Annotated in this window: 27 protein-coding genes and 1 tRNA gene; 15 read left to right on the top strand and 13 right to left on the bottom strand. The window is 58.5% G+C overall.

Annotation, left to right across the window (positions count from 1 at the left end):
* Positions 1–16: 16 nt before the first annotated feature.
* From cho to FUU19_RS24660, 5 genes are all read left to right on the top strand, one after another.
* Entirely contained in the window at positions 17–865 is an 849-nt protein-coding gene (gene cho, locus FUU19_RS05750) for an excinuclease Cho (protein ID WP_197832748.1), read from the top strand.
* Positions 866–977: 112 nt separating this feature from the next.
* Positions 978–1,074: transfer RNA gene (locus tag FUU19_RS05745), tRNA-OTHER, on the top strand.
* Positions 1,075–1,259: 185 nt separating this feature from the next.
* Complete coding sequence (locus tag FUU19_RS05740; RefSeq protein ID WP_141969594.1) at positions 1,260–1,559, top strand: sigma-S stabilization anti-adapter protein IraP; 300 nt, start codon at positions 1,260–1,262, stop codon at positions 1,557–1,559.
* A 123-nt stretch (positions 1,560–1,682) separates the two neighbouring features.
* A complete protein-coding gene (locus FUU19_RS05735; protein WP_033642651.1) occupies positions 1,683–2,186 on the top strand; it encodes a YlaC family protein in 504 nt (167 codons plus the stop codon).
* 69 nt (positions 2,187–2,255) lie between these two features.
* Positions 2,256–2,387 carry a hypothetical protein gene (locus FUU19_RS24660; protein WP_015377413.1) on the top strand — a complete coding sequence of 44 codons (132 nt, stop codon included), beginning with the start codon at positions 2,256–2,258 and terminating at the stop codon, positions 2,385–2,387.
* Between the two features lie 62 nt (positions 2,388–2,449).
* On the opposite strand, the gene FUU19_RS24655 is transcribed toward FUU19_RS24660, so the two are convergent.
* The 4 genes from FUU19_RS24655 to mdoC form a co-directional block, all read right to left on the bottom strand.
* Positions 2,450–2,578, bottom strand: a complete 129-nt coding sequence (locus FUU19_RS24655; RefSeq protein ID WP_016928228.1) for a hypothetical protein — start codon at positions 2,576–2,578, stop codon at positions 2,450–2,452.
* Between the two features lie 252 nt (positions 2,579–2,830).
* Positions 2,831–4,552 carry a potassium/proton antiporter gene (locus FUU19_RS05730; protein ID WP_230490319.1) on the bottom strand — a complete coding sequence of 574 codons (1,722 nt, stop codon included), beginning with the start codon at positions 4,550–4,552 and terminating at the stop codon, positions 2,831–2,833.
* Positions 4,553–4,838: 286 nt separating this feature from the next.
* Positions 4,839–5,063, bottom strand: a complete 225-nt coding sequence (locus FUU19_RS05725) for a hypothetical protein (protein ID WP_141969592.1) — start codon at positions 5,061–5,063, stop codon at positions 4,839–4,841.
* 304 nt (positions 5,064–5,367) lie between these two features.
* Positions 5,368–6,498: a glucans biosynthesis protein MdoC gene (mdoC, locus tag FUU19_RS05720; protein ID WP_230490320.1), complete on the bottom strand. Its 1,131-nt coding sequence runs from the start codon at positions 6,496–6,498 to the stop codon at positions 5,368–5,370.
* Between the two features lie 259 nt (positions 6,499–6,757).
* Here mdoC and mdoG point away from each other — a divergent pair, with 259 nt between their 5' ends.
* The 3 genes from mdoG (at position 6,758) to FUU19_RS05705 (ending at position 11,286) form a co-directional block, all read left to right on the top strand.
* Positions 6,758–8,326 (top strand): glucans biosynthesis protein MdoG, encoded by a 1,569-nt coding sequence (mdoG, locus tag FUU19_RS05715; protein WP_025302384.1) that lies wholly within the window; start codon positions 6,758–6,760, stop codon positions 8,324–8,326.
* Entirely contained in the window at positions 8,319–10,877 is a 2,559-nt protein-coding gene (mdoH, locus tag FUU19_RS05710) for a glucans biosynthesis glucosyltransferase MdoH (RefSeq protein ID WP_084826418.1), read from the top strand. The genes mdoG and mdoH overlap by 8 nt, the downstream gene beginning before the upstream one ends.
* A 211-nt stretch (positions 10,878–11,088) precedes the next feature.
* Positions 11,089–11,286 (top strand): YceK/YidQ family lipoprotein, encoded by a 198-nt coding sequence (locus FUU19_RS05705; RefSeq protein ID WP_046688460.1) that lies wholly within the window; start codon positions 11,089–11,091, stop codon positions 11,284–11,286.
* Between the two features lie 6 nt (positions 11,287–11,292).
* Here the strand turns inward: FUU19_RS05705 and FUU19_RS05700 are convergent, their stop codons facing one another.
* Together FUU19_RS05700 and FUU19_RS05695 are read right to left on the bottom strand one after the other, a co-directional pair.
* The gene (locus tag FUU19_RS05700; RefSeq protein WP_230490321.1) at positions 11,293–11,838 is read right to left on the bottom strand and encodes a GNAT family N-acetyltransferase; all 546 of its coding nucleotides are present in this window, start codon (positions 11,836–11,838) and stop codon (positions 11,293–11,295) included.
* 33 nt (positions 11,839–11,871) lie between these two features.
* On the bottom strand, positions 11,872–12,249 hold the full coding sequence (locus tag FUU19_RS05695) for a MysB family protein (protein WP_033642660.1): 378 nt from the start codon (positions 12,247–12,249) through the stop codon (positions 11,872–11,874).
* 209 nt (positions 12,250–12,458) lie between these two features.
* Between FUU19_RS05695 and leuA the strand changes: the two genes are divergently transcribed.
* Positions 12,459–14,141 carry a 2-isopropylmalate synthase gene (gene leuA / locus FUU19_RS05690; RefSeq protein WP_230490322.1) on the top strand — a complete coding sequence of 561 codons (1,683 nt, stop codon included), beginning with the start codon at positions 12,459–12,461 and terminating at the stop codon, positions 14,139–14,141.
* Here the strand turns inward: leuA and FUU19_RS05685 are convergent.
* Complete coding sequence (locus tag FUU19_RS05685; protein ID WP_141969582.1) at positions 14,098–14,892, bottom strand: AraC family transcriptional regulator; 795 nt, start codon at positions 14,890–14,892, stop codon at positions 14,098–14,100. The two genes, leuA and FUU19_RS05685, sit on opposite strands and share 44 nt — an antisense overlap.
* 137 nt (positions 14,893–15,029) lie before the next feature.
* Between FUU19_RS05685 and FUU19_RS05680 the strand changes: the two genes are divergently transcribed.
* Genes FUU19_RS05680 through FUU19_RS05665 form a run of 4 tightly spaced genes read left to right on the top strand, consistent with a single transcriptional unit; the run spans position 15,030 to position 16,591 of the window.
* Complete coding sequence (locus tag FUU19_RS05680; RefSeq protein WP_099817330.1) at positions 15,030–15,347, top strand: ArsR/SmtB family transcription factor; 318 nt, start codon at positions 15,030–15,032, stop codon at positions 15,345–15,347.
* Positions 15,337–15,771 carry a YeeE/YedE family protein gene (locus tag FUU19_RS05675; protein ID WP_141969580.1) on the top strand — a complete coding sequence of 145 codons (435 nt, stop codon included), beginning with the start codon at positions 15,337–15,339 and terminating at the stop codon, positions 15,769–15,771. Before FUU19_RS05680 ends, FUU19_RS05675 begins: the two co-directional genes overlap by 11 nt.
* 2 nt (positions 15,772–15,773) lie before the next feature.
* Positions 15,774–16,202, top strand: coding sequence for a YeeE/YedE family protein (locus FUU19_RS05670; protein WP_230490323.1), 429 nt, complete (start codon positions 15,774–15,776; stop codon positions 16,200–16,202).
* A complete protein-coding gene (locus FUU19_RS05665; RefSeq protein ID WP_141969576.1) occupies positions 16,193–16,591 on the top strand; it encodes a VOC family protein in 399 nt (132 codons plus the stop codon). The genes FUU19_RS05670 and FUU19_RS05665 overlap by 10 nt, the downstream gene beginning before the upstream one ends.
* A 49-nt stretch (positions 16,592–16,640) precedes the next feature.
* Here FUU19_RS05665 and FUU19_RS05660 read toward each other — a convergent pair whose 3' ends face one another.
* From FUU19_RS05660 to FUU19_RS05645, 4 genes are all read right to left on the bottom strand, one after another.
* Positions 16,641–18,194 carry a peptide MFS transporter gene (locus FUU19_RS05660; protein ID WP_046686847.1) on the bottom strand — a complete coding sequence of 518 codons (1,554 nt, stop codon included), beginning with the start codon at positions 18,192–18,194 and terminating at the stop codon, positions 16,641–16,643.
* Between the two features lie 476 nt (positions 18,195–18,670).
* Complete coding sequence (gene mdtG / locus FUU19_RS05655) at positions 18,671–19,906, bottom strand: multidrug efflux MFS transporter MdtG (RefSeq protein WP_197832738.1); 1,236 nt, start codon at positions 19,904–19,906, stop codon at positions 18,671–18,673.
* Positions 19,907–20,105: 199 nt separating this feature from the next.
* Entirely contained in the window at positions 20,106–20,390 is a 285-nt protein-coding gene (locus tag FUU19_RS05650) for a YciI family protein (protein WP_197832737.1), read from the bottom strand.
* Between the two features lie 100 nt (positions 20,391–20,490).
* Complete coding sequence (locus tag FUU19_RS05645) at positions 20,491–21,411, bottom strand: Kdo(2)-lipid IV(A) acyltransferase (protein ID WP_197832736.1); 921 nt, start codon at positions 21,409–21,411, stop codon at positions 20,491–20,493.
* Between the two features lie 415 nt (positions 21,412–21,826).
* Between FUU19_RS05645 and trhO the strand changes: the two genes are divergently transcribed.
* A complete protein-coding gene (gene trhO / locus FUU19_RS05640) occupies positions 21,827–22,894 on the top strand; it encodes an oxygen-dependent tRNA uridine(34) hydroxylase TrhO (protein ID WP_141969566.1) in 1,068 nt (355 codons plus the stop codon).
* A 43-nt stretch (positions 22,895–22,937) separates the two neighbouring features.
* Here trhO and FUU19_RS05635 read toward each other — a convergent pair whose 3' ends face one another.
* The gene (locus tag FUU19_RS05635; protein WP_016928208.1) at positions 22,938–23,516 is read right to left on the bottom strand and encodes a YceI family protein; all 579 of its coding nucleotides are present in this window, start codon (positions 23,514–23,516) and stop codon (positions 22,938–22,940) included.
* A 23-nt stretch (positions 23,517–23,539) separates the two neighbouring features.
* On the bottom strand, positions 23,540–24,094 hold the full coding sequence (locus FUU19_RS05630; RefSeq protein ID WP_033646456.1) for a cytochrome b: 555 nt from the start codon (positions 24,092–24,094) through the stop codon (positions 23,540–23,542).
* A 442-nt stretch (positions 24,095–24,536) separates the two neighbouring features.
* Here FUU19_RS05630 and FUU19_RS05625 point away from each other — a divergent pair, with 442 nt between their 5' ends.
* Positions 24,537–25,595 carry an AI-2E family transporter gene (locus FUU19_RS05625; protein WP_230490324.1) on the top strand — a complete coding sequence of 353 codons (1,059 nt, stop codon included), beginning with the start codon at positions 24,537–24,539 and terminating at the stop codon, positions 25,593–25,595.
* Positions 25,596–25,608: the final 13 nt, after the last annotated feature.

Below are 25,608 nucleotides of genomic sequence, written 5' to 3'. Positions count from 1 at the left end.
GGATAACGCCGCCGTCATGATGCCAAACCGCCTCGAGCCGGAACTCGACATTTACCAATACCCGGAGCACCTGCGCGCCTGCCTGGCGCCGTTGCCCAAAGGGCCGGGCGTCTATGTGTTTCACGGCGAAAGCGAAAGCCTGCCGCTTTACATCGGTAAAAGCGTCAACGTACGCAGCCGGGTCATGGCGCATTTCCGCGCGCAGGACGAGGCAAAAATGCTGCGCCAAACCCGGCGCATCAGTTTTATCGAGACTGCGGGCGAGTTAGGGGCATTGTTGCTGGAGGCGCAGTTGATCAAGCAACAGCAGCCGCTGTTCAACAAACGCCTGCGGCGCTCGAAACAGCTGTGCGCGCTGCGTCTGCAGGCGGACACGGTGACGATTGCCCACGCCAAAGAGATCGATTTCGCCGTCACGCCCCACCTCTACGGGCTGTTTGCCAATCGCCATGCCGCGCTGGAAAAGCTGCGCGCCATCGCCGACGAGCATCGTTTATGTTACGGCAAGCTGGGGATCGACAAGCTGCCCGCCGGGCGAGCCTGCTTCCGCTACAGTCTGCGCAAGTGTGCCGGCGCCTGCTGTGGCGTGGAGCCGGTGCAGGAACATGCGCGGCGGCTCGGCGTGGCGCTTGAACAGCTGCGCATCGCCTGTTGGCCGTTCGCCGGGCGCGTGGCGTTGGAAGAGCAGGGCGAGACCCTGCGTCAGTACCATGTGATTCACAATTGGTTTTATCTGGGCTCGGTCAGCAGCCTGGCGCAGGCGCAGCGGCTGCAGAACGCGGCCAGCCACTTTGACAGCGATGGCTACAAGATTTTGTGTAAGCCGCTCATCGCCGGCGATTACCGGATTATTGAGCTGCCGTAAGGCCAGAGCGCTATCGATAACCTAAGACTTATCTGTAAATTCAGGGCATTATGCTAAAAAAGCTTGAGTCCATAATGTTGTTATGGATAATGTCGCCCCGAAGCGAAGGAACGCGCTATTAACTCAGTTGGCAGAGTGATTGGTTTTATAATGGCTTGTTTTGGCTTGAAAATTGATAGACGCGGGTTCGAGTCCTGCATAGCGCGCCAGCTTTCTTCCCTTCATCTCACCGCGCTTACCGTAAAGCGCACCCGGGTTGATTTGCACTATCGGCTCCTCGTTGGGATTTTCGGGTGTGCTTTACCGTAACCGCTGGCTTTCCTTCCTCTTTCTCTTTCGATCCTTTGCTAAACTGTAATCAGGCAGGCTTGCTGCCCGGCAACAGGAGGTCGATATGTCTCACTCCGAGCAACTGCAGGAACTCTTGCAACGCGTCACCGCCCTCGAGGCGAGAGAGAAAGCGCTGACCGCCGCGTCCAACGCTTATCAGGCGATTATCACCACCATGTTGGGCAATATGGAGAAGACCGAGCGTGACCGGATCATCGCGATGATCGATCAGGCCCATGAAATCGCCTATGCCCGCGCCATTCATCGCAGCAACGAACCGCAAAAACAGAAGATCAAACAGGCCGACGACGTGGCCCAGCGCATGTTCATGTTTGCGCAAGGCAAGGCCGCTCAGCCGCGCTGAATCCGAACTATAACAGTTGCCGCCATTAAGTTGGCTAACTGATCTACCCGGGGAAACTGTACTTGTGTTACTTTTAGCAGTGAGATTTGATGGCAATGCTGTTTCCAGCATAAGGTTGTAACGATGGACGCGATTAAAAGCATCTTGGTTAAAGAGATTGAACAGATCAATCGGCGCGAAGGGCGTGACGGCAAGCCGCGCTTCAACAGCGAATTCGCCCGCACTCACCGCTATCTGTGCCTTGCTATGTTCGCCGGCTATTTCGCGGTGATCGCCGTAATGTATCAGGTGCCGTACATGGGGATGTATGCCTTCCTGGGGTTCACCGCCTTCGTACTGTTCATGTTCGCCATGCTGCTGATAGAAATCCGGCCGGTGTACCGTTTCGAGGACATCGGGGTGCTGGATCTGCGGGTTTGCTACAACGGCGAATGGTATTTCACCCGCGCGCTGTCGCCTTATGCGGTTCAGCAACTGCTGGATGAGCCATCCATCGGCGCCGCGCTGAAACAGAAGATGCGGGTAATCATCGGCAACAAGGGCGAAATCGACTTCTACGACGTGTACGACATGGCCTACGGGAAAAAGCCGCAGGATGAGCCACCGCAGTTGGCGGCGGCAAACTGAAAGGTTTCCGGCCGGCGGCTTGTCGATTATACTCAGCGTTTGAATGCCAAGCAGAATGAGGACCCAGCGATGAGTGATGATATTTTCGATTTTGATATCGATGCCGAACTGGCGAAAGCCGAAGAAAAAGCGGCGCAGAAGGTAAAAGAGGTCCCTGAGTTCCTCGAAGACGAAGCGGACTGCGAAGGTTGCAAGATCTGATCGCCTGAGACATAAAAAAAACCGCCGCGGCGGTTTTTTTTATGTCTGAGCATCGCGCGGCATCAGTCCAGCACGAATCCCCAGATGAGGAACGCCGCCACCAGAATCAGGCAAAGCGCGGACACCGTCACCAGTATTTTCCCCAGAATGTCTTTTTCTTGTTCCTGCTGCGTCACGTTGAAATTATCCAATTAAAAGTCTATGGACCAAACCGGCGATGCTGAGATCGAGCGCCGCTACGCCCAGCGCCATGATCATCATCACCGAAAGAAATCGAGTCTTGCCGTTCACATCCCTAATCCCTGTAGGCGCCGCTGCTAAACTGTTTTTATATCAAACGGATATAATTCAGCGACGCCGTACTTCATGCAACATGATAGTGATTAAGAACGTTCTTAAGGCCAGAAGTTCCCTCGTCTGATAACGCAGCCGGTGCGGCAGCGTCAGTCGGTTACGATTCGCACGCCTATCTTGCTGACTTGATTGCCGTCCATTTCGGCGATGGTCCAGGTTAGGCCGTCCCAATCCACCTGGTCGCCGATCACCGGTTCGCCGCCAATCAGCTGAATGACGAACTGGCCAAGCGTCTGCTGCTCGTCCACGTCGTCTTGCAGATTGAGGCCATAAAGCTGCGAGATGTCGCTTAAACGGGCATCGGACTGCAGGATAAAGTCGCCGAAGAAGCGCTCGTCGAGCGTCACGGCCGGCGCCTGGCTGAACAGTTTGCCGAGGATGGGCAGGTCGTGCTCATGGCCGATAACGCACAGAATATCGTTTTCCCGCAGGCGGGTACTGCCGCTGGGGTGCAGCAGCTCTTTGCCGCGGAACAGGGCGGCGATGCGAGTGTTGGGCGGCATTCTCAGCTCACGCAGCGCCGCGCCGACGCACCAGTTTTCCGCCGAAAGCTGATAAACGAACTGTTCCCACTGGTTCTCCGGGTGCACGTCCAACCCAACGCGGGAGATCGGCGTCAGCGCCGGCGGCACGATCACCTTGGCTTTTTTGGCGGCAAACGACAGCGTGGTGCCTTGCAGCAGCAGGGAGACCAGCACCACGAAGAACGCCACGTTGAAGAACAGCTGGGCGTTGGGCAGCCCGGCCATCATCGGGAACACCGCCAGGATCACCGGCACCGCGCCGCGCAGGCCGACCCAGGAAATAAAGCCGCGTTCGCGCAGGGTAAAGCTGCGGAACGGCAGCAGGCCGATAAACACCGACAGCGGGCGGGCGAACAGGATCATCCACAGCGACAGCAGCAGGGCAGGGATGGCGATCGGCAGCAGCTCGTGCGGGTTGAGCAGCAGGCCGAGCACCAGGAACATGCCGATCTGGCTGAGCCAGGCCAGTCCGTCGAAGGTTTGTACGATGCCGTGGCGGTTGCGGATTGGCCGATTGCCCAGCAGCAGGCCGCACAGGTACACCGCCAGAATGCCGCTGCCGTCCAGCGCGGTGGTCAGCGCGAAAATAAGAATGCCGCCGCTCACCGCCAGCAGCGGATAGAGGCCGTCCGCCAGTTTGATATGGTTGATCAGCGTCAGCAGCAGCCAGCCGCCGCCCAGGCCGAAGACGATGCCCATGCCGAACTGCTGCATCAGATGCAGCGGGAAGGTCCAGCTCAGCGCGGTTTCCCCGGCGGCGATCATCGCAATCAGCGTGATGGTGAGGAATACCGCCATCGGATCGTTGCTGCCGGACTCGATTTCCAGCGTGGCGCTGACGCGTTCGTTCAAGCCCTTGCCCCCCAGTAACGAGAAGACCGCGGCGGCGTCGGTGGAACCGATAATGGCGCCGATCAGCAGCCCCTGCAACAGATCGAGATTGAACAGCCAGGCGGCGGCCATACCGGTCAGGCCGGCGGTGATCACCACACCGACGGTGGCGAGAGACAGTGCCGGCCACAGGGCGACGCGGAAAGAGCTGACCCGGGTACGCATGCCACCGTCGAGCAGGATCACCGCCAACGCGAGGTTGCTGACCAGATAAGCGACCGGATAATTGCTGAAGACGATGCCGCCGGGGCCGTCGACGCCGGCCAGCATGCCGATCGCCAGGAAGATCACCAGGATCGGAATACCGAGCCGGGAAGAAAATGAGCTGAGCAGAATGCTTGCCCCCACCAGCACGGCACCGATGACGAACAAACTGTTAATGGTGCTGGCATCCAAAATATCGTTCTCCTGAGGCTGGGGGGGTTAGGGGGGCACTGCGTGTGTGTCGATGATAGCGTGTTTAGTGGGTAAAACGCCAAGGCTGATTGCGAAAACAACCGATCAATTATTGCCCTTTGGTGCGATTAACCGAAGAAAGTGAGGAGAAGAGGGAGAATCCTGTCTTTTATCCAACATTATCAGACTGCTGTATTTCGGTTTTGGCAACAATGGCCGATCGTGGCTGAGGGAAAAACCATTAAGCCCGCGCAGGCAGGCTTAATGGTTTGCAGGCGCGGTAGGGTTAGTGGTCGAGCGATTCCAGCGCCCGTTTGATCAGCTCGCTGGCCAACTTGCTTTCCGTTTCGGAAATGCCGTCGAGATTGAAGTTGGCGAGTTCAGTGACCAAAACGCTGCGTTCTTTGCCGCTGATTGAGGCGTCCAGCGCGGACAGCAGTCTGCCGAGGATCTTCAGCAGGGTGGCGTTTTCCACTTCGGCTTCTTGAGCCGGGGTGTTCTTATCGGTCATTCAAAATCCTCTCTGTCGTGACGGAAGGGAGATGCAGCTAACGCCATCGAATGAATTAAACGATCGCGCAGCCCTTCGGGGGTGTTGAGCCCAATCACTACCGTAAGGCAGGGATCCGGATTTCTACTTATGCATCGCAGTTATAACGATTAGGGTATGTATTCAGCCGTATCACTTTGCCCTAACGGACGGCGCCAGGCTGAGCAATGTGTGCTTTGCATGCAAACCACCAGTATAGGCTTTTTGCACGACGGCAAGATGACAGGAAACCCCTGCAAACGATCGGGTTTACAGGGGCGGAAGGTTATTGTGGCTTGCCGGAGAACAAGAAACGCAGCACCGGAATACGCTTGTGCAGTTCATATAAAGCGAAGGCCAGCGAGAACACAAACAGCAGGCCCAGCAAGAATCCCAACAGGTTGTTGCCGATATAAGGCGTCACGAAAGCGCCATATATCAGGGTCAACGGGTGGTGCACCAGATATATAAACAGCGAGGCGTTGACCAGATAGGTGATGCGCGGCGAGTGATAATTCAGCAGGTTATGCCCAAAAGAGAACACCACGTTGGTCATCAGGATCCCCATTAGGGTTTTGATCACCACTTCCAGCTCGAACATATAGCTGCTGTGCGCCAACAGCTTTTGATTCAGCATATATGCGATAAACAGCAGCAGCGAGCCGAGCAGCGCCAGCGGCGAGCGACGCAGAAAAATCTCCTTAAGCCACACGTACTTAAACGCATAAGCGCCGAGGATGAAGAACGGCAGGTAGAACATCGTCTCCATCACCACGAAATTGAACAGGCCGTTGGATAATAGCTGTGGCGCGAACATTAAAATAATACGGTGCGCGGCCGAATAGCATACCGCATAAATAAAGAAACACAGTGAGATGTTTCCTAATCCACGCATTCGGTTTATTAACTCTGGAATATGATCGCGGGTTTGACGCTTGATTTTACGGAACAGATAAAAACAGGCGCAGGTTAACAATGACAGTGTCAATAAGAACCACAGATGAGAAACCAATTCCCAAACTGTTACATTTATTTTCTGATAGAGAGAAAATTCATCCCAGCCGTTTAATTTATCGGTGAAATATTTCAGCATGAAAAACTGCGGCACCGTAATTAGCGGGATGGAGCTTAACAGCGGGATCGCCACCCGCTCCAGCCTGACCTTCAGCCACTGGTGGCGCTCGTAGCGCTCGTAAAGCATGTAGGAGAAGTAGCCGGATATCACGAAGAACACCTGCATGCGGAAAGCGTGGATGAAGTCGTTCAGCACCGTGAGCGAGAAGGAGGGGGACGCGCTGTTCACCGCCCAGGCATGGCTGGAATAAATCAGGGAGAGGTGAAACGGAATCCCGAGCAACATCAAATAGGCCCGGATCGAATCGAGGAAAAACTCGCGCTGTTTGCTGCCTTTAGTCATAGATTACCGCTGGTGATTTAATCGGGTGCTCATTAACACGCTTAATAAGTCGTCAAACGTTAAATTGTTATCCGAAACCCTACTATAGCCCCCCGCATTTTTCCATAGCGTCTTGTTGCGCGGCTTGCTACGCTGGTGTTCCATCAGCTGCTTAAACAATGAGCCGTAAACATGAACCATCCATTTATCATGTTGTCGGAAAGCTGAGTAATCCATTAATATGGATTTAAATGATTTGAGCACACGAATAGGGGGGGATGTGCTAGTTAATATATTATCCGGACAACCACGCGCCGCGAGCGTTCGTTGGTTAGGTGCTACCGTATTGTTCACGCTGTTCAGTTCGCCGGCATGGGCCTTTTCTATTGATGACGTGGCCAAGCAGGCGCAGGATCTGGCCGCGAAAGGTTTCGAAGCCCCGAAGAGCAACCTTCCTTCTCAGTTCCGCGAGATGAAGTTCGCAGACTATCAGCAGATTCAGTTCAATCACGATAAAGCCTATTGGAGCAAGCTGAAAACCCCTTTCAAGCTTGAGTTTTATCATCAGGGGATGTACTTCGACACGCCGGTGAAAATCAACGAAGTCACCTCCACCAGCGTAAAACAGATCAAGTACAGCCCGGATTACTTCAACTTCGGTTCGGTCAAACACGACCCTGAATCGGTGAAAAATCTCGGTTTTGCCGGCTTTAAGGTGCTTTACCCGATCAACAGCGCCGACAAAAACGATGAGATCATGAGCCTGCTGGGCGCGAGCTATTTCCGCGTGGTGGGTAAAGGGCAGGTTTACGGGCTGTCCGCTCGCGGCCTGGCTATCGATACCGCTTTGCCGTCCGGCGAAGAGTTCCCGCGTTTCCGCGAATTCTGGGTTGAGCGTCCGAAGCAGGGCGACAAACACCTGGTGATTTATGCGCTGCTGGATTCCCCGCGCGCCACCGGTGCTTACCGCTTCACGGTGATCCCGGGCCGCGACACCACCGTGGACGTCGAGTCCAAGGTATTCCTGCGCGACAAGGTGGGCAAACTGGGCCTGGCGCCGCTGACCAGCATGTACCTGTTCGGGCCGAACCAGCCGTCGCCGACGCTGAACTACCGCCCGGCGTTGCACGATTCCAACGGTCTGTCTATCCATGCCGGCAACGGCGAGTGGATCTGGCGCCCGCTGAACAATCCTAAACACCTGTCCGTCAGCACCTATACCGTTGAGAATCCTAAAGGCTTCGGTCTGCTGCAGCGCGGTCGCAACTTCAAAGAATATGAAGATCTGGACGATCGTTACGATCTGCGTCCGAGCGCCTGGATCGAACCGAAGGGCGACTGGGGCAAAGGCAAGGTCGAGCTGGTGGAGATCCCGACGGCGGATGAAACCAACGACAACATCGTCGCGTTCTGGACGCCGGATACGCTGCCGGAAGCCAAAAAGCCGCTGACGCTGAGCTACCGTCTGAACTTCACCCGCGATGAAGACAAACTGCATTCGCAAGACATCGCCTATGTGGCGCGGACCATGCGTTCGACCGGTGACGTGAAGCAGTCCAACCTGATTCGCGAGCCTGACGGCAGCGTGGCCTTCCTGGTCGACTTCGTCGGCCCGGTGCTGAAAGGGCTGGACGCCAACACCCCGGTCGCTTCTCAGATCAGCATCGGCGACAACGGTGAAATGGTAGAAAACAACGTCCGCTATAACCCAGTGACCAAAGGCTGGCGCCTGACGGTGCGTCTGAAAGTGAAAGACGACAAGAAGCCGGTAGAAATGCGCGCGGCGCTGGTCAATGGCGATAAGACTCTGTCGGAAACCTGGAGCTATCAGCTACCTGCCAATGAATAAGCCTACTCAACCCGCCCAGGATTATCTTGCGGCGCTGCCTCTGACCGCCGAGCGGTCGGAGGCGCTCAACCCTCACACGGCGGATGACGCTCAGGCACTGGAGGCGCTTCATCGGCAGATGGGCGCCGCCGACGCCAACGTCAACAGCCTGTCGGCGGATGACGTGGCGTTGGCCTCGGTCAAACCGCGCATCGAAAGCGCCTGGCCGGATGCGGTCAGCGATGACGACTTCGATACCGACGCCGAAGGGCGCGCTATTCTGAAGGCGACGCCGCCGATCAAACGAACCACCATGTTCCCGGAAGCCTGGCGTACCAACCCGGTGGCGCGCTTCTGGGATTCTCTGCTGGGGCGTTCGCCGCACAATCGGCACGCCACCAAAGAGGAGGCCGAGGCCGAGAACCGCTGGCGCGTTGTCGGCTCCATGCGCCGCTATGTGCTGCTGGTGCTGATGCTGGTGCAGACCGGCATCGCCACCTGGTATATGAAAACCATCTTGCCTTATCAGGGCTGGGCGCTGATCGATCCTATCGCCATGCTGGATCAGGATCTGATGCAGTCGGTGCTGCAACTGCTGCCGTATGTGCTGCAAACCGGCATTCTGATCCTGTTCGCCGTACTGTTCTGCTGGGTCTCGGCCGGTTTCTGGACCGCGCTGATGGGCTTCCTGCAGCTGCTGATCGGCAAAGACAAATACAGTATTTCCTCCACCATCAAGGGCGATGAGCCGATCAACCCGGCGCACCGTACCGCGCTGATCATGCCGATCTGTAACGAAGACGTCGAACGTGTGTTCGCCGGCCTGCGTGCGACCTATGAGTCCGTCGCCGCCACCGGTCAGCTGGAGCACTTCGATATCTACGTGCTGAGCGACAGCTACGATCCGGACATCTGCGTGGCGGAGCAAAAGGCGTGGATGGAGCTGTGCCGCGATGTCGACGGCCACGGCCGCATCTTCTATCGCCGCCGCCGTCGCCGCGTAAAACGCAAAAGCGGCAACATCGACGACTTCTGCCGTCGTTGGGGCGGCGAGTACAGCTACATGGTGATCCTGGACGCCGACAGCGTGATGAGCGGCGAATGCCTCACCGGGCTGGTGCGTCTGATGGAAGCCAACCCGAACGCCGGCATCATCCAGTCCGCGCCGAAGGCGTCCGGCATGGATACCCTGTATGCGCGCGTGCAGCAGTTCGCTACCCGGGTTTACGGGCCGCTGTTTACCGCCGGCCTGCATTTCTGGCAACTGGGCGAGTCGCACTACTGGGGCCATAACGCCATCATCCGCGTGAAGCCGTTTATCGAGCACTGTGCGCTGGCGCCGTTGCCGGGCGAGGGCTCCTTCGCTGGTTCAATCTTGTCGCACGACTTCGTTGAAGCGGCGCTGATGCGCCGCGCCGGCTGGGGCGTGTGGATCGCTTACGATCTGCCGGGCAGTTATGAAGAGCTGCCGCCAAACCTGCTGGACGAGCTGAAACGCGACCGCCGCTGGTGCCACGGCAACCTGATGAACTTCCGCCTGTTCCTGGTGAAAGGCATGCACCCGGTGCACCGTGCGGTGTTCCTGACCGGCGTGATGTCCTATCTGTCGGCGCCGCTGTGGTTCATGTTCCTGGCGCTCTCCACCGCATTGCAGGTGGTGCATACCCTGATGGAACCGCAATACTTCCTGCAGCCGCGGCAGCTGTTCCCGGTTTGGCCGCAGTGGCGGCCCGAGCTGGCGATAGCGCTGTTCTCCACCACGCTGGTGCTGCTGTTCCTGCCGAAGCTGCTCAGCATCGTGCTGATCTGGGCCAAGGGTGCGAAAGAGTACGGCGGGGCGTTCCGTCTGTTCATTTCGATGCTGATGGAAATGCTGTTCTCGGTGCTGCTGGCGCCGGTGCGCATGCTGTTCCATACCGTGTTCGTGGTGAGCGCCTTCCTCGGTTGGGAAGTGGTGTGGAATTCGCCGCAGCGTGACGATGACGATACGCCTTGGGGCGAAGCGTTCCGCCGCCATGGTTCGCAGATGTTGTTGGGCCTGGTGTGGGCCGGCGGCATGGCGTGGCTGGATCTGCGCTTCCTGTGGTGGTTGGCGCCGATCGTGTTCTCGCTGATCCTGTCGCCGTTCGTGTCGGTGCTGTCGAGCCGCGCGACGCTGGGCATGAAGAGCAAACGCGCCAAGCTGTTCCTGATCCCGGAAGAGTACAACCCGCCGCGCGAGTTGCTGGCTACGGAAGAGTACCTGCATCTCAACCGCAACCGCGCGCTGACCAACGGCTTTATGCATGCGGTGGTCAACCCATCCTTCAACGCGCTGGCGACGGCGTTGGCGACGGCGCGTCACCATTTGCGCGCTACCCTCGATCGCAACCGCGAGGAGCGGGTGAACGAAGCGCTGCAGCTGGGGCCGGAGAAACTGGTGAAGGGCAAACGTCTGGAGCTGCTGAGCGATCCGGTCACGCTGGCTCGTCTGCACCAGCGCGTCTGGCTGTTGCCGGAAGGCGCTGCCTGGCGTGAGCACTATCAGCAGTTGCCGCACAACCCGCTGGCGCACCCAACGGGCCGACGTTAATCGCTGAACGGTAACGCTCAGACGGGGAATGCGCATGGCGCATTCCCCGTTTTTTTTACCTTTTGCTTACGCGCGCCGGTACCGGTGGAGAAAGGGAACTGTGGTAGACTGCGGCCGATGCGTTGTTCACTCGCGAAACAACCCTTTGCTCAGAGTCAATGTCGTGAAGCTCTCTTCCTACCTTCGGCTAGCCTGCGTGGCGGCCGGCGTGATGGTCTTAACCGGTTGCGGCAGCATCATCAGCCGCACCGTGCCCGGCGCGGGACATGGCCACCAGTACTATCCCGGCGTGCAGTGGGATTTGCGCGATACGCCCTGGCGTTATGTCACGGTGATAGACGTGCCGCTGTCGATGGTGGTGGACACCTTTATGCTGCCGTTCGATGCGCAGCACGGCCCCTATGAATAAACCTGCTCAGCGGGTGGCGAACACCACCAGCTGATAGCCTTTCTGCCCGCACTGGAAAGACGCCAGCGCCGTCATCCCCAGCCCTTGCACGTGTGCGGCTAGCGAATGCGGATTGTCGTCGTCGATAAACAGCGCGCCCACGTCGTAATCATGACAGGTATGCGCTTTGACCGCGGCGTAGAGGCGTTTCAGCACCCCCTTGCCGCGCCAGGCGGCGGCGAGGCAGACCGGGCCGTAGAGAAACATCCGCTGTTCACTCAGCGCCCGCCCGGCGAAGGACTGCGTGGCGAGCGTCGCCAGCATCGCATCCACCACCGGCGGCCGCGGATGCATGTCGGCGGGCATCAGGCAAACAAACCCTGCCAGTTGGCCCTCCTGTTCCGCCACTACTATGCCGATGCCACGGTTGATCGCCGCCAGCTGCGCCTCATTCATGCGTGATACGATAAATCTCTGCCGTTTTTGGCGCTCGTCGAGCGCTTCAGGCACGTTTTCGCCCTGCAGCTGCAAAATGGCAGGGTAGTCGGTGGAGCGGGCCTGGCGAATGTTCATGGTGCCTCCTTGGCGATGAAAGTAGGGGGCGGGTTAACGTTCATCCCACTCATCGGCAGCGGCCTGGCCTTCTTCGGTATCCAGCGGCGGCTCGAGCTGGAAGTCGCCTTCTTCCCATTCGTACAGGGTATTTTCGTCTATCCACTCGGCGGTAATTTCCACTTCGTCGTAGTCACCGTCGAATATTGCCTGCGCCGCCGCACCGCTGCGCAGCGTCAGGCATTCCACCGCTTCGCCCTCTTCTTCGAAGAACTCCGCTTGCCACATCGTGTCGCCATCCTGCATCACATACTTTTGCAGATTGAACTGCTGCGGCACCGGCGGTTCATCGCCGCTGCTGCCTTCGGCGGTGTCGATAAACTCTTCGCGTGCGGCCTCGATGGCTTCTTCCAGAGTTGCATACAGGCTCATGTTCGCCTCCGTTGACAATGAGAGTAGAGCGCCCGGCGTACTGCCGGTGCGGTGGGAGAAACGTCAAAACTAATTGTTGTCTCACTGGCGCAGGATGCAAATTTTTTTGTTGTCCGCTTTGCGACGACGGTTGTCCGCAAAGCGGGAGAAGAGGAAGCGATGGCGGGAAATAATGGCGTTATCGTTCACTCAGGCATCAGGAGAAGCCCATGTTAATCGACCCGTCAAGCAAATACCGACCGTTCCCGCCCGTGGCGTTACCGGACCGCCAGTGGCCTGCGCGCACGCTGCGGCAGGCGCCGCGCTGGTGCTCCAGCGATCTGCGCGACGGCAACCAGGCGCTGGCGGAACCGATGGATAACGCGCGCAAGCGCGAATTCTATCAATTGTTGTTGCAGTGCGGTTTCAAAGAGATTGAGGTGGCTTTCCCTTCGGCGTCGCAAACGGATTTCGATTTTGTGCGCACCCTGATCGACGAGCAACTGATCCCGCACGACGTCACGATTCAGGTGCTGACGCAGTCGCGAGACGATCTGATCGATCGCACCTTCGAGGCGCTGCAGGGTGCGCCGCAGGCTATCGTGCATCTGTACAACGCCACGGCGCCGATGTTTCGCGACATCGTGTTCCGTCAGGATAAGGCCGCAACCGTGGCGCTGGCGGTGAACGGCGCGCGGCGCATTCGCCGGCATTGCGAGGCTCAGCCCGATACCGCCTGGTGCTTCGAGTATTCGCCGGAAACCTTCTGTTTTACTGAATTAGAGTTCGCGCTGGAGATCTGCGAGGCGGTGGCGGAGGTGTGGCAACCGGGGCCGCAGCGGCCGATGATCATCAACCTGCCGGCGACGGTGGAAGTGAGTACGCCCAACGTGTATGCCGATCAGATTGAATGGTTCTGTCGTCATTTCAGCCGTCGCGCCGATGTGGCGATCAGCGTGCATCCGCATAACGATCGCGGCACCGGCGTGGCCTGCGCGGAGCTGGCGCTGTTGGCCGGCGCCGATCGGGTCGAAGGCTGCCTGTTCGGCAACGGAGAGCGTACCGGCAACGTCGATCTGGTCACGCTGGTGTTGAATCTCTATACCCAGGGCGTGGCGCCGGGCCTGGACTTCAGCCGCCTGAAACAGGTGGTGGAGGTGGTGGAGCAGTGCAATCAGTTGCCGGTACATCCTCGCCATCCTTATGCCGGTGAGTTGGTGTTTACCGCCTTCTCCGGTTCGCATCAGGATGCGATCAAGAAAGGTTTCGCCGCGCAACGCCAGCGACAAGATGGCTGGTGGCAGGTGCCTTACCTGCCGCTCGATCCCGCCGATGTCGGCTGCAGCTATGAGGCGGTGATCCGGGTCAACAGCCAGTCCGGTAAAAGCGGGGCTGCCTGGTTATTGGAACAAAATCATGGGTTGGCGTTGCCGCGCGGTTTGCAGATTGACTTCAGCCAGGTAGTGCAGCGTGCGACCGACGGCAGCGGGAAGGAAATGAGCGGCGCACAGCTGTGGCGCTTATTCCGCGACACCTATGGCCTGGTGGAGCAGCCGCGCTTGCAACTGTTGAGCTACCAGACGGAAAGTCACGGGGTAGAGGCCTACAGTTTCAACGCGCGAGTTGCCTGCGAGGGAGAGCCACTGCGCCTGCAGGGCGCCGGCAACGGTCTGCTTTCCAGCGCGGTGGATGCGCTGCGTCAGCGCTTCGGCTTGCCGCTGGCGATCGAGGATTACCACGAGCACACGTTGGGGCATCAGAGTGATAGCCGAGCGGTGGCCTATATCCGCTGTGCGCTGCCGCAAGGTGAGGCGACCTACGGCGTTGGCATCGACGTTGACTCCGCCAGCGCCTCGCTGCAGGCGCTGTTCAACGTTGCCGGGCGCTATCTGTCGTCGGCACGGCTCGGCTGAAATAGTCGCTGGGCGCGACCCCCAATAACCGGCGGAACATGGCGCTGAACGCGCTGGGGCTGTCATAGCCGAGATCCAGCGCCACTTCCAACACCGAGCGGCCTGTCGCCAGCGCGTTCAACGCCGCCAGCAAACGGGCGCGTCGCACCCAATCACTAAAATGCAGCCCGGTTTCTCGCTGGAAGCGCCGTGACAGGGTGCGTCCACTGACGCTGAGCTGAGCGGCCGCCTGTTCCAGCGTCCAGGGCTGCGCCAGCGTGGCCTGAATATGGCGGCACAGGGCAAGCAGTGAGGCCTCACGCGGTTCGGGCAAGTGCAGCGGCAGACTCGGCAGCATTCGCAACTCATCCAGGATCAGTTCCATCACGCGCTCATCGCGCCCGCCGCTGGGATAGCCGGGCGCAATCTCCATCGCACAGATAATCAACTCGCGCAGCAGCGGCGAAATCTGCACCACCTGGCATTGGGCCGGCAGATCGGCACGCGCCAACGGATCGACAAACAGCGTCCTGGCCGCCACCTGGCCGGTGATGCGCAGGCTGTGCACCATTTTCGCCGGTACCCAGACGCCACGGCCGGGTGGCACCACCCAACTGCCGAGCCGGGTCGTGACTTGCACTACGCCGCTCAGGCTGTGAATCAGCTGCGCGCAGTTATGGTAGTGATCCGGCTCGCTGTCGCCGTGGCGATAATCCTTGGCCAACGGCCGGATGGGCTGATCGACCGGCAGAACGTCATGAAACAACAGCATCGTTAGCGGCCTCCGCGCGGCAAAAGGGGGGAAGACAGCATGCCATGCGGTGCGGTTTCACACCAGCCTGTGGCACGCGGCAGATAAATAGTTTATAAAATGATATTATATAATTTTATAAATTATATGGAGGGGTGATGGATATTGACGTGATGCGCAAGGCGGCGGCGCAGGCCGGCGCGATGCTGCGCACCCTGGGCAACGAAGATCGGCTGCTGCTGCTGTGCCGGCTCAGTCAGGGCGAGATGGCGGTGAGCGAGCTGGCGCAGGCGCTGGATATCCGCCAGCCGACGTTGTCCCAACAGCTTGGCGTGCTGCGCGAGGAAGGGTTGGTCTCCACCCGACGCGCCGGCAAGCAGATTTACTATGCGGTGGCCGATGCCAAAGCGCTGGCGCTGCTAACGACCCTGTATCAACTGTATTGCCCACAGCCGGAGAACCGCGATGACCATTGACTGGCAACACTTCACGCCTTATTCCGCGCTGGCGGGCGGGGCCATTATCGGCGGTGCGGTAGCGCTGCTGCTGCTGTTCAACGGCCGCATCGCCGGCATCAGCGGCATTACCGGCGGCTTATTGAGCGCGGGCGGCCGAGAGCGGGGCTGGCGCGCCGCATTTCTTGGCGGGTTGCTGATTTCTCCTTGGCTGTATGCTGCGGCGGCGGCTTTGCCTCCTGGTGAGATCGCGGTCGGCAGCGGCTGGCTGGCGATCGCGGGGCTATTGGTGGGGGTGGGTACCCGATTGGGCAGCGGCTGCACCAGCGGGCACGGCGTGTGCGGCGTCGCGCGGCTGGCGCCGCGATCGTTGGCCGCCACGGCGGTGTTTATGCTGCTGGGCTTTACGACCGTGTGGCTGATGCGCCATCTGCTGGGAGGGTGAAGATGCTTAAGTCTCTGTTGGCGCTGCTGAGCGGCGTGATTTTCGGTCTGGGGTTAATTATCGCCGGCATGGCCAATCCGGCTAAGGTACTGGCGTTTCTCGATATTACCGGCCAGTGGGAGCCTTCGCTGGCGTTGGTGATGGTTGGAGCGATTGCGGTGGCGGCACCGGCCTTTATGTGGGCGCGCCGACGCGAGCGGAGCCTGTTGGGGGAAGCGCTGCAGATCCCGGCCGCCGGGCGTGTGGATCGCCGTTTGCTGGTGGGCAGCGCGCTGTTCGGCATCGGTTGGGGCATTGCGGGCATTTGCCCTGGCCCCGCCTGGGTGTTGGCGGGGGCGGAGATACAACGGGTATGGCCGTTCCTGCTGGCGATGCTGGCGGGCATGGCGCTGTACGAGATTATCATGAGGTGGAGGCGTTCATGTCGATAGCCAAGGCGGTGCTGCGCATTGCGCGCCCGACCGATCGGTTGCAAGAGATTGCCACGCTGTATTGCCGCGGGTTGGGGTTTGAAAGGCTGGGCGAGTTTGTCGATCATCAGGGATTTGACGGCATTATGATCGGGCATCCGCAGCATGCCTACCATTTGGAGTTCACGCAGCATCGCGGAGTGCAGGTTGGACAGGCGCCGACGCAGGATCATCTGCTGGTGTTTTATCTGCCGGATGAGAACGAATGGCGAGCCGCGTGTGAGCGGATGCGGGCGGCGGGATTCTTGGCGGTTACCGCCTATAATCCCTATTGGGATCGGGCGGGGCAAACCTTTGAAGACCCTGATGGCTACCGGGTGGTCTTGCAGCATCAGGCCTGGCAAGCATAAAAAAACCGGCGCATCGAGCGCCGGTTTGCGAGATAAAACGGGTTATCCGTCAGGCGTTGGTCGCCGGCTTTTGCGCGCTCTTGGACTGGGTATTTTCCAGCATGCGGCGAATCGGCACGATCAGCACGATCAGCACGGCGGCGCAGATCAGCAGCGCGACTGAGCAGCGAGCGAACAGATCCGGCAGCATATCCAGTTGGTCTGCCTTGACGTGACCGCCGATAAGACCGGCCGCCAGGTTGCCCAGCGCACTGGCGCAGAACCACAGCCCCATCATTTGCCCGCGCATTCTCTCCGGCGCCAGCAGCGTCATGGTGGCCAGCCCGATCGGGCTCAGACACAGCTCACCCAGCGTCAGCATCAGGATACTGCCCACCAGCCACATCGGCGATACGCCGGCGCCGCCGTTGCTCAGCACATTCTGCGCGGCCAACATCATCAGGCCGAAACCGCCGGCGGCGCACAGGATACCGATCACGAACTTGGTGATGCTGCTCGGACGCACGTTATTGCGCGCCAGCGCAGGCCAGGCCCAGCTGAAGACCGGCGCCAGCAAGATGATGAACAGGGCGTTGATCGACTGGAACCACACCGCCGGGATCTCGAAGCCGCCGACCATGCGATTGGTGTAATCGTTGGCGAACAGGTTGAACGAGGTCGGCTTCTGTTCAAATGCCGACCAGAAGAACGCGGCGGAGATCAGCAGGATGAAGCACACCAGCAGGCGTGCGCGCTCTTTGCGGCTCAGGCCGGCAAAGGCGAACAGGTAGATGAAATACAGGGTGACCGACGCGGCGATGACGTACACCAGCACGCTGGCTACCTCAACCGGGTTGATGACGATGGTGCCCTGAGCGATCAGCACGATGACCGCAGCCAGGACTACCGCCAATGCCAGCAGCCAGGCGCCGACGCCTTTCTTCTTCGCGACCGGGCTGTTCCAGGTGGAATCCAGGCCCACTTCGCGGTCATAGCGTTTCATCGCCGGTACGGCGAATACCCGGAAGATCACCAGCGCCACCAGCATCCCGATACCGCCGATGCCGAAGCCCCAGTGCCAGCCGTGTGACTTGATCAGCCAGCCGGAGATCAGCGGGGCAATGAACGAGCCGATGTTGATGCCCATGTAGAACAGCGAGAAACCGCCGTCACGGCGCGCATCGCCTTTCTTGTACAGCGTACCGACCATTACCGAGATACAGGTCTTGAACAGGCCGGAACCGAGTACGATGAACATCAGGCCGATGAAGAACAGGTTGGTGCCCATCACCGCGGACAGGGCGATCGACAGGTGGCCGAGCGCGATCAGGATAGAACCGTACCAGACGGCCTTGCGTTGGCCGAGCCAGTTATCCGCCAGCCAGCCGCCCGGCAGCGCCGCCAGGTACATGCTGCCGGCGAAGATGCCGACAATCGCCGACGCGTTCTCACGCGCCAAGCCCAGGCCGCCGTCGTACACGGTGGCAGCCATAAACAGGATCAGCAGCGGACGGATGCCGTAGAACGAGAAGCGCTCCCACATTTCGGTGAAGAACAGAGAACCCAGCGGATAGGGATGGCCGAAGAAGGTCCGGCTTTCTGACTTATTGACAGAGGATTGCATAACGATTTCCCAATAAAAGGCGCTGCAAGGCTGCAGCCCGTACTGTGGTATGTATGTGTATTTAATGAAGGCGATCCGCCCAATGCGGATTACCCGACAAAACCGCGGCTGCAACGCTGATAAACCGTGGAAAGCGTGCTGACCTTTTTTCACTTGGCCGATGGTTCACATCTGGCGTGATATTATTTAACCATTTGATAACTGGTCGTTGGTTTTGTCTAGTACCTGTATCCCATTTTTTAGACGAAAAGTCGACAAGCATCTCCTTTTCTGGTTTTTCTGTTGGTTATGGCTGGAATATGATTGACAGCGGGTTTTATGCGCTGAAAGTTAATTAATTGTTGATAAACAAGATGTTGAGATAAGAATGTTCTGGGTTGGGCGAAAGTTCACAGGCCTGAAGGAAGCATTATTAAAAGTAGGGGAAACGCGCCGTTGATCTGACCAACGGCGGAAAGTGGCGATAAATGCAGCTATTACTCTTCCTGCAGCGTGTCTTCCCGCATATAGCCCGGCCGTCGCCGCAGACACCACCAGGAATACCCGGCGTTGAACAGCACCACCAGCGCGGTGACCGCGAAGACCGCGCGAAAACCGTAGCCGGCGGAGACTGCGGCGCCGAGCAGCGGGCCGCTGACGTTGCCAACGTCGCGGAACGACTGGTTGTAGCTGAAAATACGGCCGGCCACCTGATTGGTGCAGTTGTAAATCAGCAGCGTCTGTACCGCCGGCAGCAGCGCGCCGTCGGCTGCCCCCAGCAGAAAACGCAGTACCCCGAGCTGCCACGGCGTCTGCACGAACGCCATCGGGATCAGCAACAGCACCGAGACGATCAGCATAAAGACCAGAATGCGTTCCGGGCCAATGCGATCGCCCAGCTTGCCCAGCCGCGGGGCGCTCATCAATGCCGCGACGCCGGGCACCGAGGCGATAAGCCCGCTGATAAAAGCCAGATTGTGGGTGGCGCCGGCCAGATCGCGCACATACAGCGTCAGGATCGGCGCAATCGAGCCGGTGGCGATCTGGATGATCATGGTAGTGACGAACAGGCTGAGCACCAGCTTCGGGTTCTTCAGCGAGGCGAACACCTGCTTTGCGTGCAACATGTCGCGTTTTTGTACCGGGGTAAATTGCTCTTTGACATACAGCAGCGTCAGCATGAAGCAGACGAACAACACGGCGGCGGTGATATAAAACACCGGGCGCAGGCCGTACAGATCGGCCAACAAACCGCCGATCAATGGGCCTATCAGCGCACCGCCGACGCCGCCGGTGGACAGGGTGCCGAGCGCCCAGCCGCTGCGGTTGCGCGGCACCTGGGTGGCGATCAGCGCGTTGGCGTTGGGGATGAATCCGCCGAGCAGCCCCAGCACTGCGCGCAGCGCGAGAAACTGCCAGACCGTTTGCGCCATGCCCATCAGCGCCATGACGATCGCCATGCCTAGCGCCGAACGCAGCAGCATCAGTTTACGGCCGCGCCGATCGGCCAGGGCGCCCCAAAACGGCGCGGCGATGGCGGAAAACAGGAAGGTGATGCTGAACAGCAGACCGGACCACATGTTGAGTGCCTGATGGCCGGTAACGCCCAGCGTCTCTACGTACAGCGGCAGAAATGGCATCACCAGGCTGAAGGCGGCGCCGGTGAGAAAACATCCCAGCCAGGCGACGAAAAGGTTGCGTTTCCAGTTAACGGGTTCTGCTGCCGAAGCCATAAATGTCCACTGCCGAAAGGTTACGCGTTTTGCCGGCGGCAAGATGAAGGGGCAAAACGTGAAAGTTAGCCTGGTAAGTATGCGCCGCAAGCGCGGCGACGGCAAACGAGGGGACAAAGATTGGGTGAAAAATGAAATAAAGTTTTAAAAATGACGTTTAAACCTTATTCCGCGCTTAGCGCGCGGAATTTACAGCGTTTTATAGTCCGGTCAGCGCCTCGAAACCGGCGGCGGTGGTGGTGGCGCTAAAGTCGGTGACCTCGTAGTGGGCTACGGCGTTGAAGGGATCTTCGGCCAGGATGGCGTCTAACTGCGCACGGTCAATGCCCTTGGTCAGGATCACGCCGCCGGTGCGGGGATTCTTACGGCCGGAGGCGATAAAGGTACCGTCCTGAAAATATTTCTTAAGCCAGGCGATGTGGCCTTCAAGGTGGCTGTCTACGTCGGCGATTGGGCGATGGTAGGTCAGGCTGACAATGTACATAACGGCTCCAGGGTGGGCGACAAAGGCTTTACCATCCCACCCTCGCCGTCGATTCTCAAGAGGCGCGCAAATAAAAAACCCGCCGGTGGCGGGTTTTTTATCAGTAGAGCGAAGGCTCGCCTTCCGGGCGGGTCTTGAAGCGGCGATGCAGCCACATATATTGGTCCGGCGCCATCAGGATCTCTTTTTCCACCACTTTATTCATAAAGGCGGCGGCCTCGAGTTCGTTATCCAGCGGGAAGTTTTCCACCGCCGGTTGCATGATCAGCTCATACCCTTTGCCGTCCGGCAGGCGGCGCGGGGTGAACGGGATGATCGCCGGTTTGCCCATCCGCACCAGCACGTAGCTGCCGGTGGTGGTGGCGGCTTTTTCCACCGCGAACAGCGGCACGAAAACGCTGCTGCGCGGGCCGTAGTCGTGATCCGGCGCATACCAGATGATATCGCCCTGTTTCAGGGCGCGGATCATGCCTTTGACGTCTTTGCGATCCAGCATCGACTTGTTGGAACGCATGCGGCCCCAGGTTTGCAGCCAGTCCATCAGCTTGTTGTCGTGCGGGCGGTAAACGCCGATGCCCGGGTTGTGAATGCCGAAGATGCGCGCGCCCAGTTCCAGCGTCAAGAAGTGCAGGCCAATCAGCAACACGCCCTGATGGTTGTCGCGCGCTTTTTGGATGTGCTCCAGGCCGCTGACCTTGAACCAGCGTTCGATGCGCCAGTTCGGCCAGAACCACGCCATACCGGTTTCAAACAACCCCATGCCGACCGATTCGAAATTCTTTACCACCAGCGCATCGCGTTCGGCCTGCGGCATGTCGGGAAAACAGAGCTCGAGGTTACGTTGGGCGATAACGACGCGCCGTTTGAGAAAGCGCATGGAAAATCGCCCGATCGAGGTGCCGAGCCAGTAGATGACGGGGTAAGGCAACAGTACCAGCAGATACAGTAAGCCGATACCCACCCAGGTCAGCCAGTAGCGCGGGTGCAATAATGAGCGATTGAAAGTAGGAACTTGAGTCATGGGTTCTCTGTTTGAATACGGTTGTCTAAGTGTAATGACAGAGTCATAGCATGGTCTGGCGGCCGGGTCGGCTCGGCCGCAAGGTTCGTTTCTGCCGTTTGTTTGCGACTATTGTGGCATTTTTCTCGCGATCCGGGAAAACACAACGCATTAAAATCCCCTTTTGGCTATTGAATATGCATCAATTGCCGAATTTTTCCACAATGCTCCCGCCAAAGATCATGACGATATCACGATCGGGTAATTAGCAGGGGGTTAATGCGCCGGCATCATGGATGAGTGCGGGGAAACGGGTTTAGGGACGTTTGCGCCAGGGCTGCGCGGCGCCGGTTTTTCGGGTATGATGTGCGCCGCGCGCGGGCCGGCTGGCAGCGCGCGGTAATCAGTCACCTCCCGAAAAACAGGAAAGTACACCATGCCAGTGTTACATAACCGAATTTCTAACGAGGAACTGAAGGCGCGCATGCTGGCGGAAACCGAGCCGCGCACCACAGTTTCTTTTTACAAATACTTCTCTATCGACGATCCTAAAGCGTTTCGCGACAGCCTGTACGTTCAGTTTGAGAAACTGAAGGTGTTTGGCCGCATCTATGTGGCCAAAGAGGGCATCAACGCGCAGATCAGCGTACCGCAGCATCACTTCGACGCGTTCAAAGCCGCGCTGTTCGCCTCGCACCCGGCGCTGGATCAGGTTCGCCTGAACATCGCGCTGGAAGACGATGGCAAATCCTTCTGGGTGCTGCGCCTCAAGGTGCGCGAGCGCATCGTGGCCGACGGCATCGATGACGAGAGCTTCGATCCAAGCCAGGTGGGCGAATATCTGCAGGCCGATCGCGTCAATCAGATGATCGACGATCCGAACACGGTATTTGTCGATATGCGCAACCACTATGAGTACGAAGTCGGCCACTTCGAAAACGCCATCGAGGTACCGTCGGACACCTTCCGCGATCAGCTGCCGATGGCCGTGGAGATGCTGCAGGACAGCAAAGACAAGAATATCGTCATGTACTGCACCGGCGGCATTCGCTGTGAAAAAGCCAGCGCCTACATGCTGCACAACGGTTTTAAAAACATCTACCACGTGGAAGGCGGGATTATCGAATATGCCCGCAAAGCGAAAGCGCAGGGGTTGCCGCTGAAGTTTATCGGCAAAAACTTCGTGTTCGATGAGCGCATGGGCGAACGCATCTCCGACGATGTGATCGCTAACTGCCACCAGTGCGGCGCGCCGTGCGACACCCACACCAACTGCAAGAACGACGGCTGCCATCTGTTGTTCATTCAGTGCCCGAGCTGCGCCGCCAAGTTTGAAGGGTGCTGCAGCGAGATTTGCCGTGAAGAGCTGAAGCTGCCGCGCGAAGAGCAGCGTGCGCGCCGTGCCGGCCGCGAAAACGGCGTAAAGGTTTTCAATAAATCGAAAGGCTTGTTGCAGACCACGATGCACATTCCGGCACCGGAAGAAGAAGGCCCAGCCCGCTGAGCCTGAGGAAATAAGAAGCCCGGCCGCCAAGCCGGGCTTTTTTTTATTTCTCGCGCACGCCTTCTACGGAGATGATCAGCTCAACGTCTTGCGAGGCCGGGCCCAGATCGGTAGTGATGCCGAAATCTTTCAGCTTGATCTTGCCGTTGGCCTCAAAGCCGGCGCGGTAGCCGCCCCACGGATCGTTGCCCTGGCCAATCAGTTTGGCGTCCAGCGTGACCGGCTTGGTGACGCCGTTCAGCGTCAGGTTGCCGACCACCGCATAGCCGTCGCCGCTTTTCTTCACTTCGGTGGATTCAAACTTGGCCTGTTTGTTCTTTTCCACATTCAGGAACTCGGCGCTGCGCAGGTGCTTGTCGCGCTCGGCGTGGTTGGTGTCGACGCTGGCGGTATTGATGGTCACGTTGACCTTGTCCTTGGACGGATCTTTTTCGTCGAAGGTGAAGCCGCCGTCGAAGTCTTTAAAGCTGCCGTATAGCCAGCTATAGCCCAGGTGCTGGATGCGGAATTCGATAAAGGCGTGCTGGCCCTGTTTGTCGATCTTGTAGTCCGCCGCCAGTGCGGAACCAGCGCTCAGCAGCAGGGCGCCTGCGGTCAGGCCCAATACGGTCTTTTTCAACATAGCAATCTCCATAAATCCAAAGGTTAATCGGCGCTGCTACCCAGCATCCGTTTCAAAGTGACATCACGATCGATAAAGTGATGTTTAAGCGCGGCCAGCCCGTGCAGTACCGAAAGCACTACCACGGCCCAGGCCAGGTAAAGGTGAATGGCACCGGCGGTATCGGCTTGCTCCGCCATACCGGTCACGGTGGCGGGCACGTCGAACCAGCCGAACACGCTGATCGGTTGACCATCGGCGGTCGAGATCAGATAGCCGCTGATTAGAATGCCGAACAGCACGGCGTATAACGCCAGATGCGCGAGGATGGCGCTGACGCGAGTGAGGCGGCCATAGCTGGCCAGAGGCTTGGGTGGCGGCGAGACAAAGCGCCAGATCACGCGGATCACCATGACGATGAACAGCAGTGCGCCGATACTTTTGTGGATCTCCGGCGCCTGGTGGTACCAGACGTCGTAATAGCCCAGCGTCACCATCCACAGACCGAGCGCGAACATGCCGTACACCGTTAGCGCCACCAGCCAGTGGATCAACACTGACACATGGCCGAAACGATCGGCGGTATTTTTCCAGAGCATCCTGTTTCCTTCGATTACCGATTGGCTGGTTGCAATAATTAAACTTTAGGAAACATAAAATCAATAATAAATTTAACTATGTTACTTCTTAGAAATATTAGTCAGTGAATTTGTTTGAGATGTTCGGGGTTCATCAGATAAATCGTTGAAGATGATATTATTTTCTTCACATAACAATTATGCTAGTTGTTGAAAATTAGGCTTATTATCTATTAATGTCAGCTTTTGTCATTTTACGTAAACTGTCCATGAATTGCTCGGTGGGATTATTTGATGGCAAAGGTTATGCCTATTTCTTGCGGCAAAGAGCAGGGCGAAAAGATTAATTTTTTCGAACGGTTGCGCTAAATCCTCTGCGGCGTGACGGTGGATTTTGCTACCATTAGCGCCAAACGTCGGCTCTTGGTGGCCGGTTAACCCAGTGAAATAACAAGGAAACGTCATGGGCCGAACCCGTGTAACCGACAACAGCCTGCGTTTGGCCGTCCTGCTGGCGATGCTGGTGATCATTTTGGCTGGGGTAAAAGCCGCCGCCGACATTGTGGTGCCGTTTTTACTGGCGGTGTTCCTCGCCATGGTGCTGAACCCGCTGGTGGCGATGCTGGAACGCCGCCGGGTGCCACGCATCGTCGGGGTGACGTTGCTGGTGACGGCGGTGATCGTGGTCGTGATGCTGTTTATCGGCATGCTGGGCGCTTCGCTAAACGAGTTCGCCCGCTCGCTGCCGCAGTACCGCGGCATGATGATCGAGAAACTGCGCGAGCTTCAGCATTACGCCGATCGCTTCAATATCAGCCTCTCCAGCGAAGCGATGCTGCAGTATGTCGATCCCAGCGCGGCGATGAATCTGGTCACCCGCATGCTGGGGCACCTGTCTGGCGCCATGACCAACGTCTTCCTGCTGCTGATGACCGTGGTGTTTATGCTGTTCGAAGTGCAGTTGCTGCCTTACAAGCTGCAGCAGGCGCTGGATAAGCCGAACGAGGGGCTCGCCGCGATGCGGCGGGCGCTGGACGGTGTGACGCGCTATCTGGTGATTAAAACCATCATCAGCCTGGCCACCGGGGTGATCGTCTGGATCTTCCTGGCGGCGGTCGGCGTGCGCTTCGCCTTTATCTGGGAGCTGCTGGCGTTTCTGCTCAACTATATTCCCAACATCGGCTCGGTGTTGGCCGCCATTCCGCCGCTGATTCAGGCGCTGCTGTTCAATGGATTGGGCGATGCGCTGGTGGTGGCGGGCGGCTTTATCGCTGTCAACATGGTGATCGGCAATATCCTCGAACCGCGGGTGATGGGGCGCGGGCTGGGATTGTCGACGCTGGTGGTGTTTCTGTCGCTGATCTTCTGGGGCTGGCTGCTTGGCCCGGTGGGTATGCTGCTGTCGGTGCCGTTGACGATCGTGGCGCGCATCGCGCTGGAGACCACCGAAGGCGGCTATCGGCTGGCGGTTATCCTGGGCGACGGCCGCCCGCCGCGCCAGCCTCCGGCGTCGCCGGAGTGAGGAAGATTTTGCC

It is taken from the genome of Serratia montpellierensis, assembly GCF_020858655.1.
Taxonomy (GTDB): Bacteria; Pseudomonadota; Gammaproteobacteria; order Enterobacterales; family Enterobacteriaceae; genus Serratia; species Serratia montpellierensis.
The sequence above is the reverse complement of the archived record's forward strand: the minus strand, read 5'-3'. Positions and strand labels throughout refer to the sequence as shown.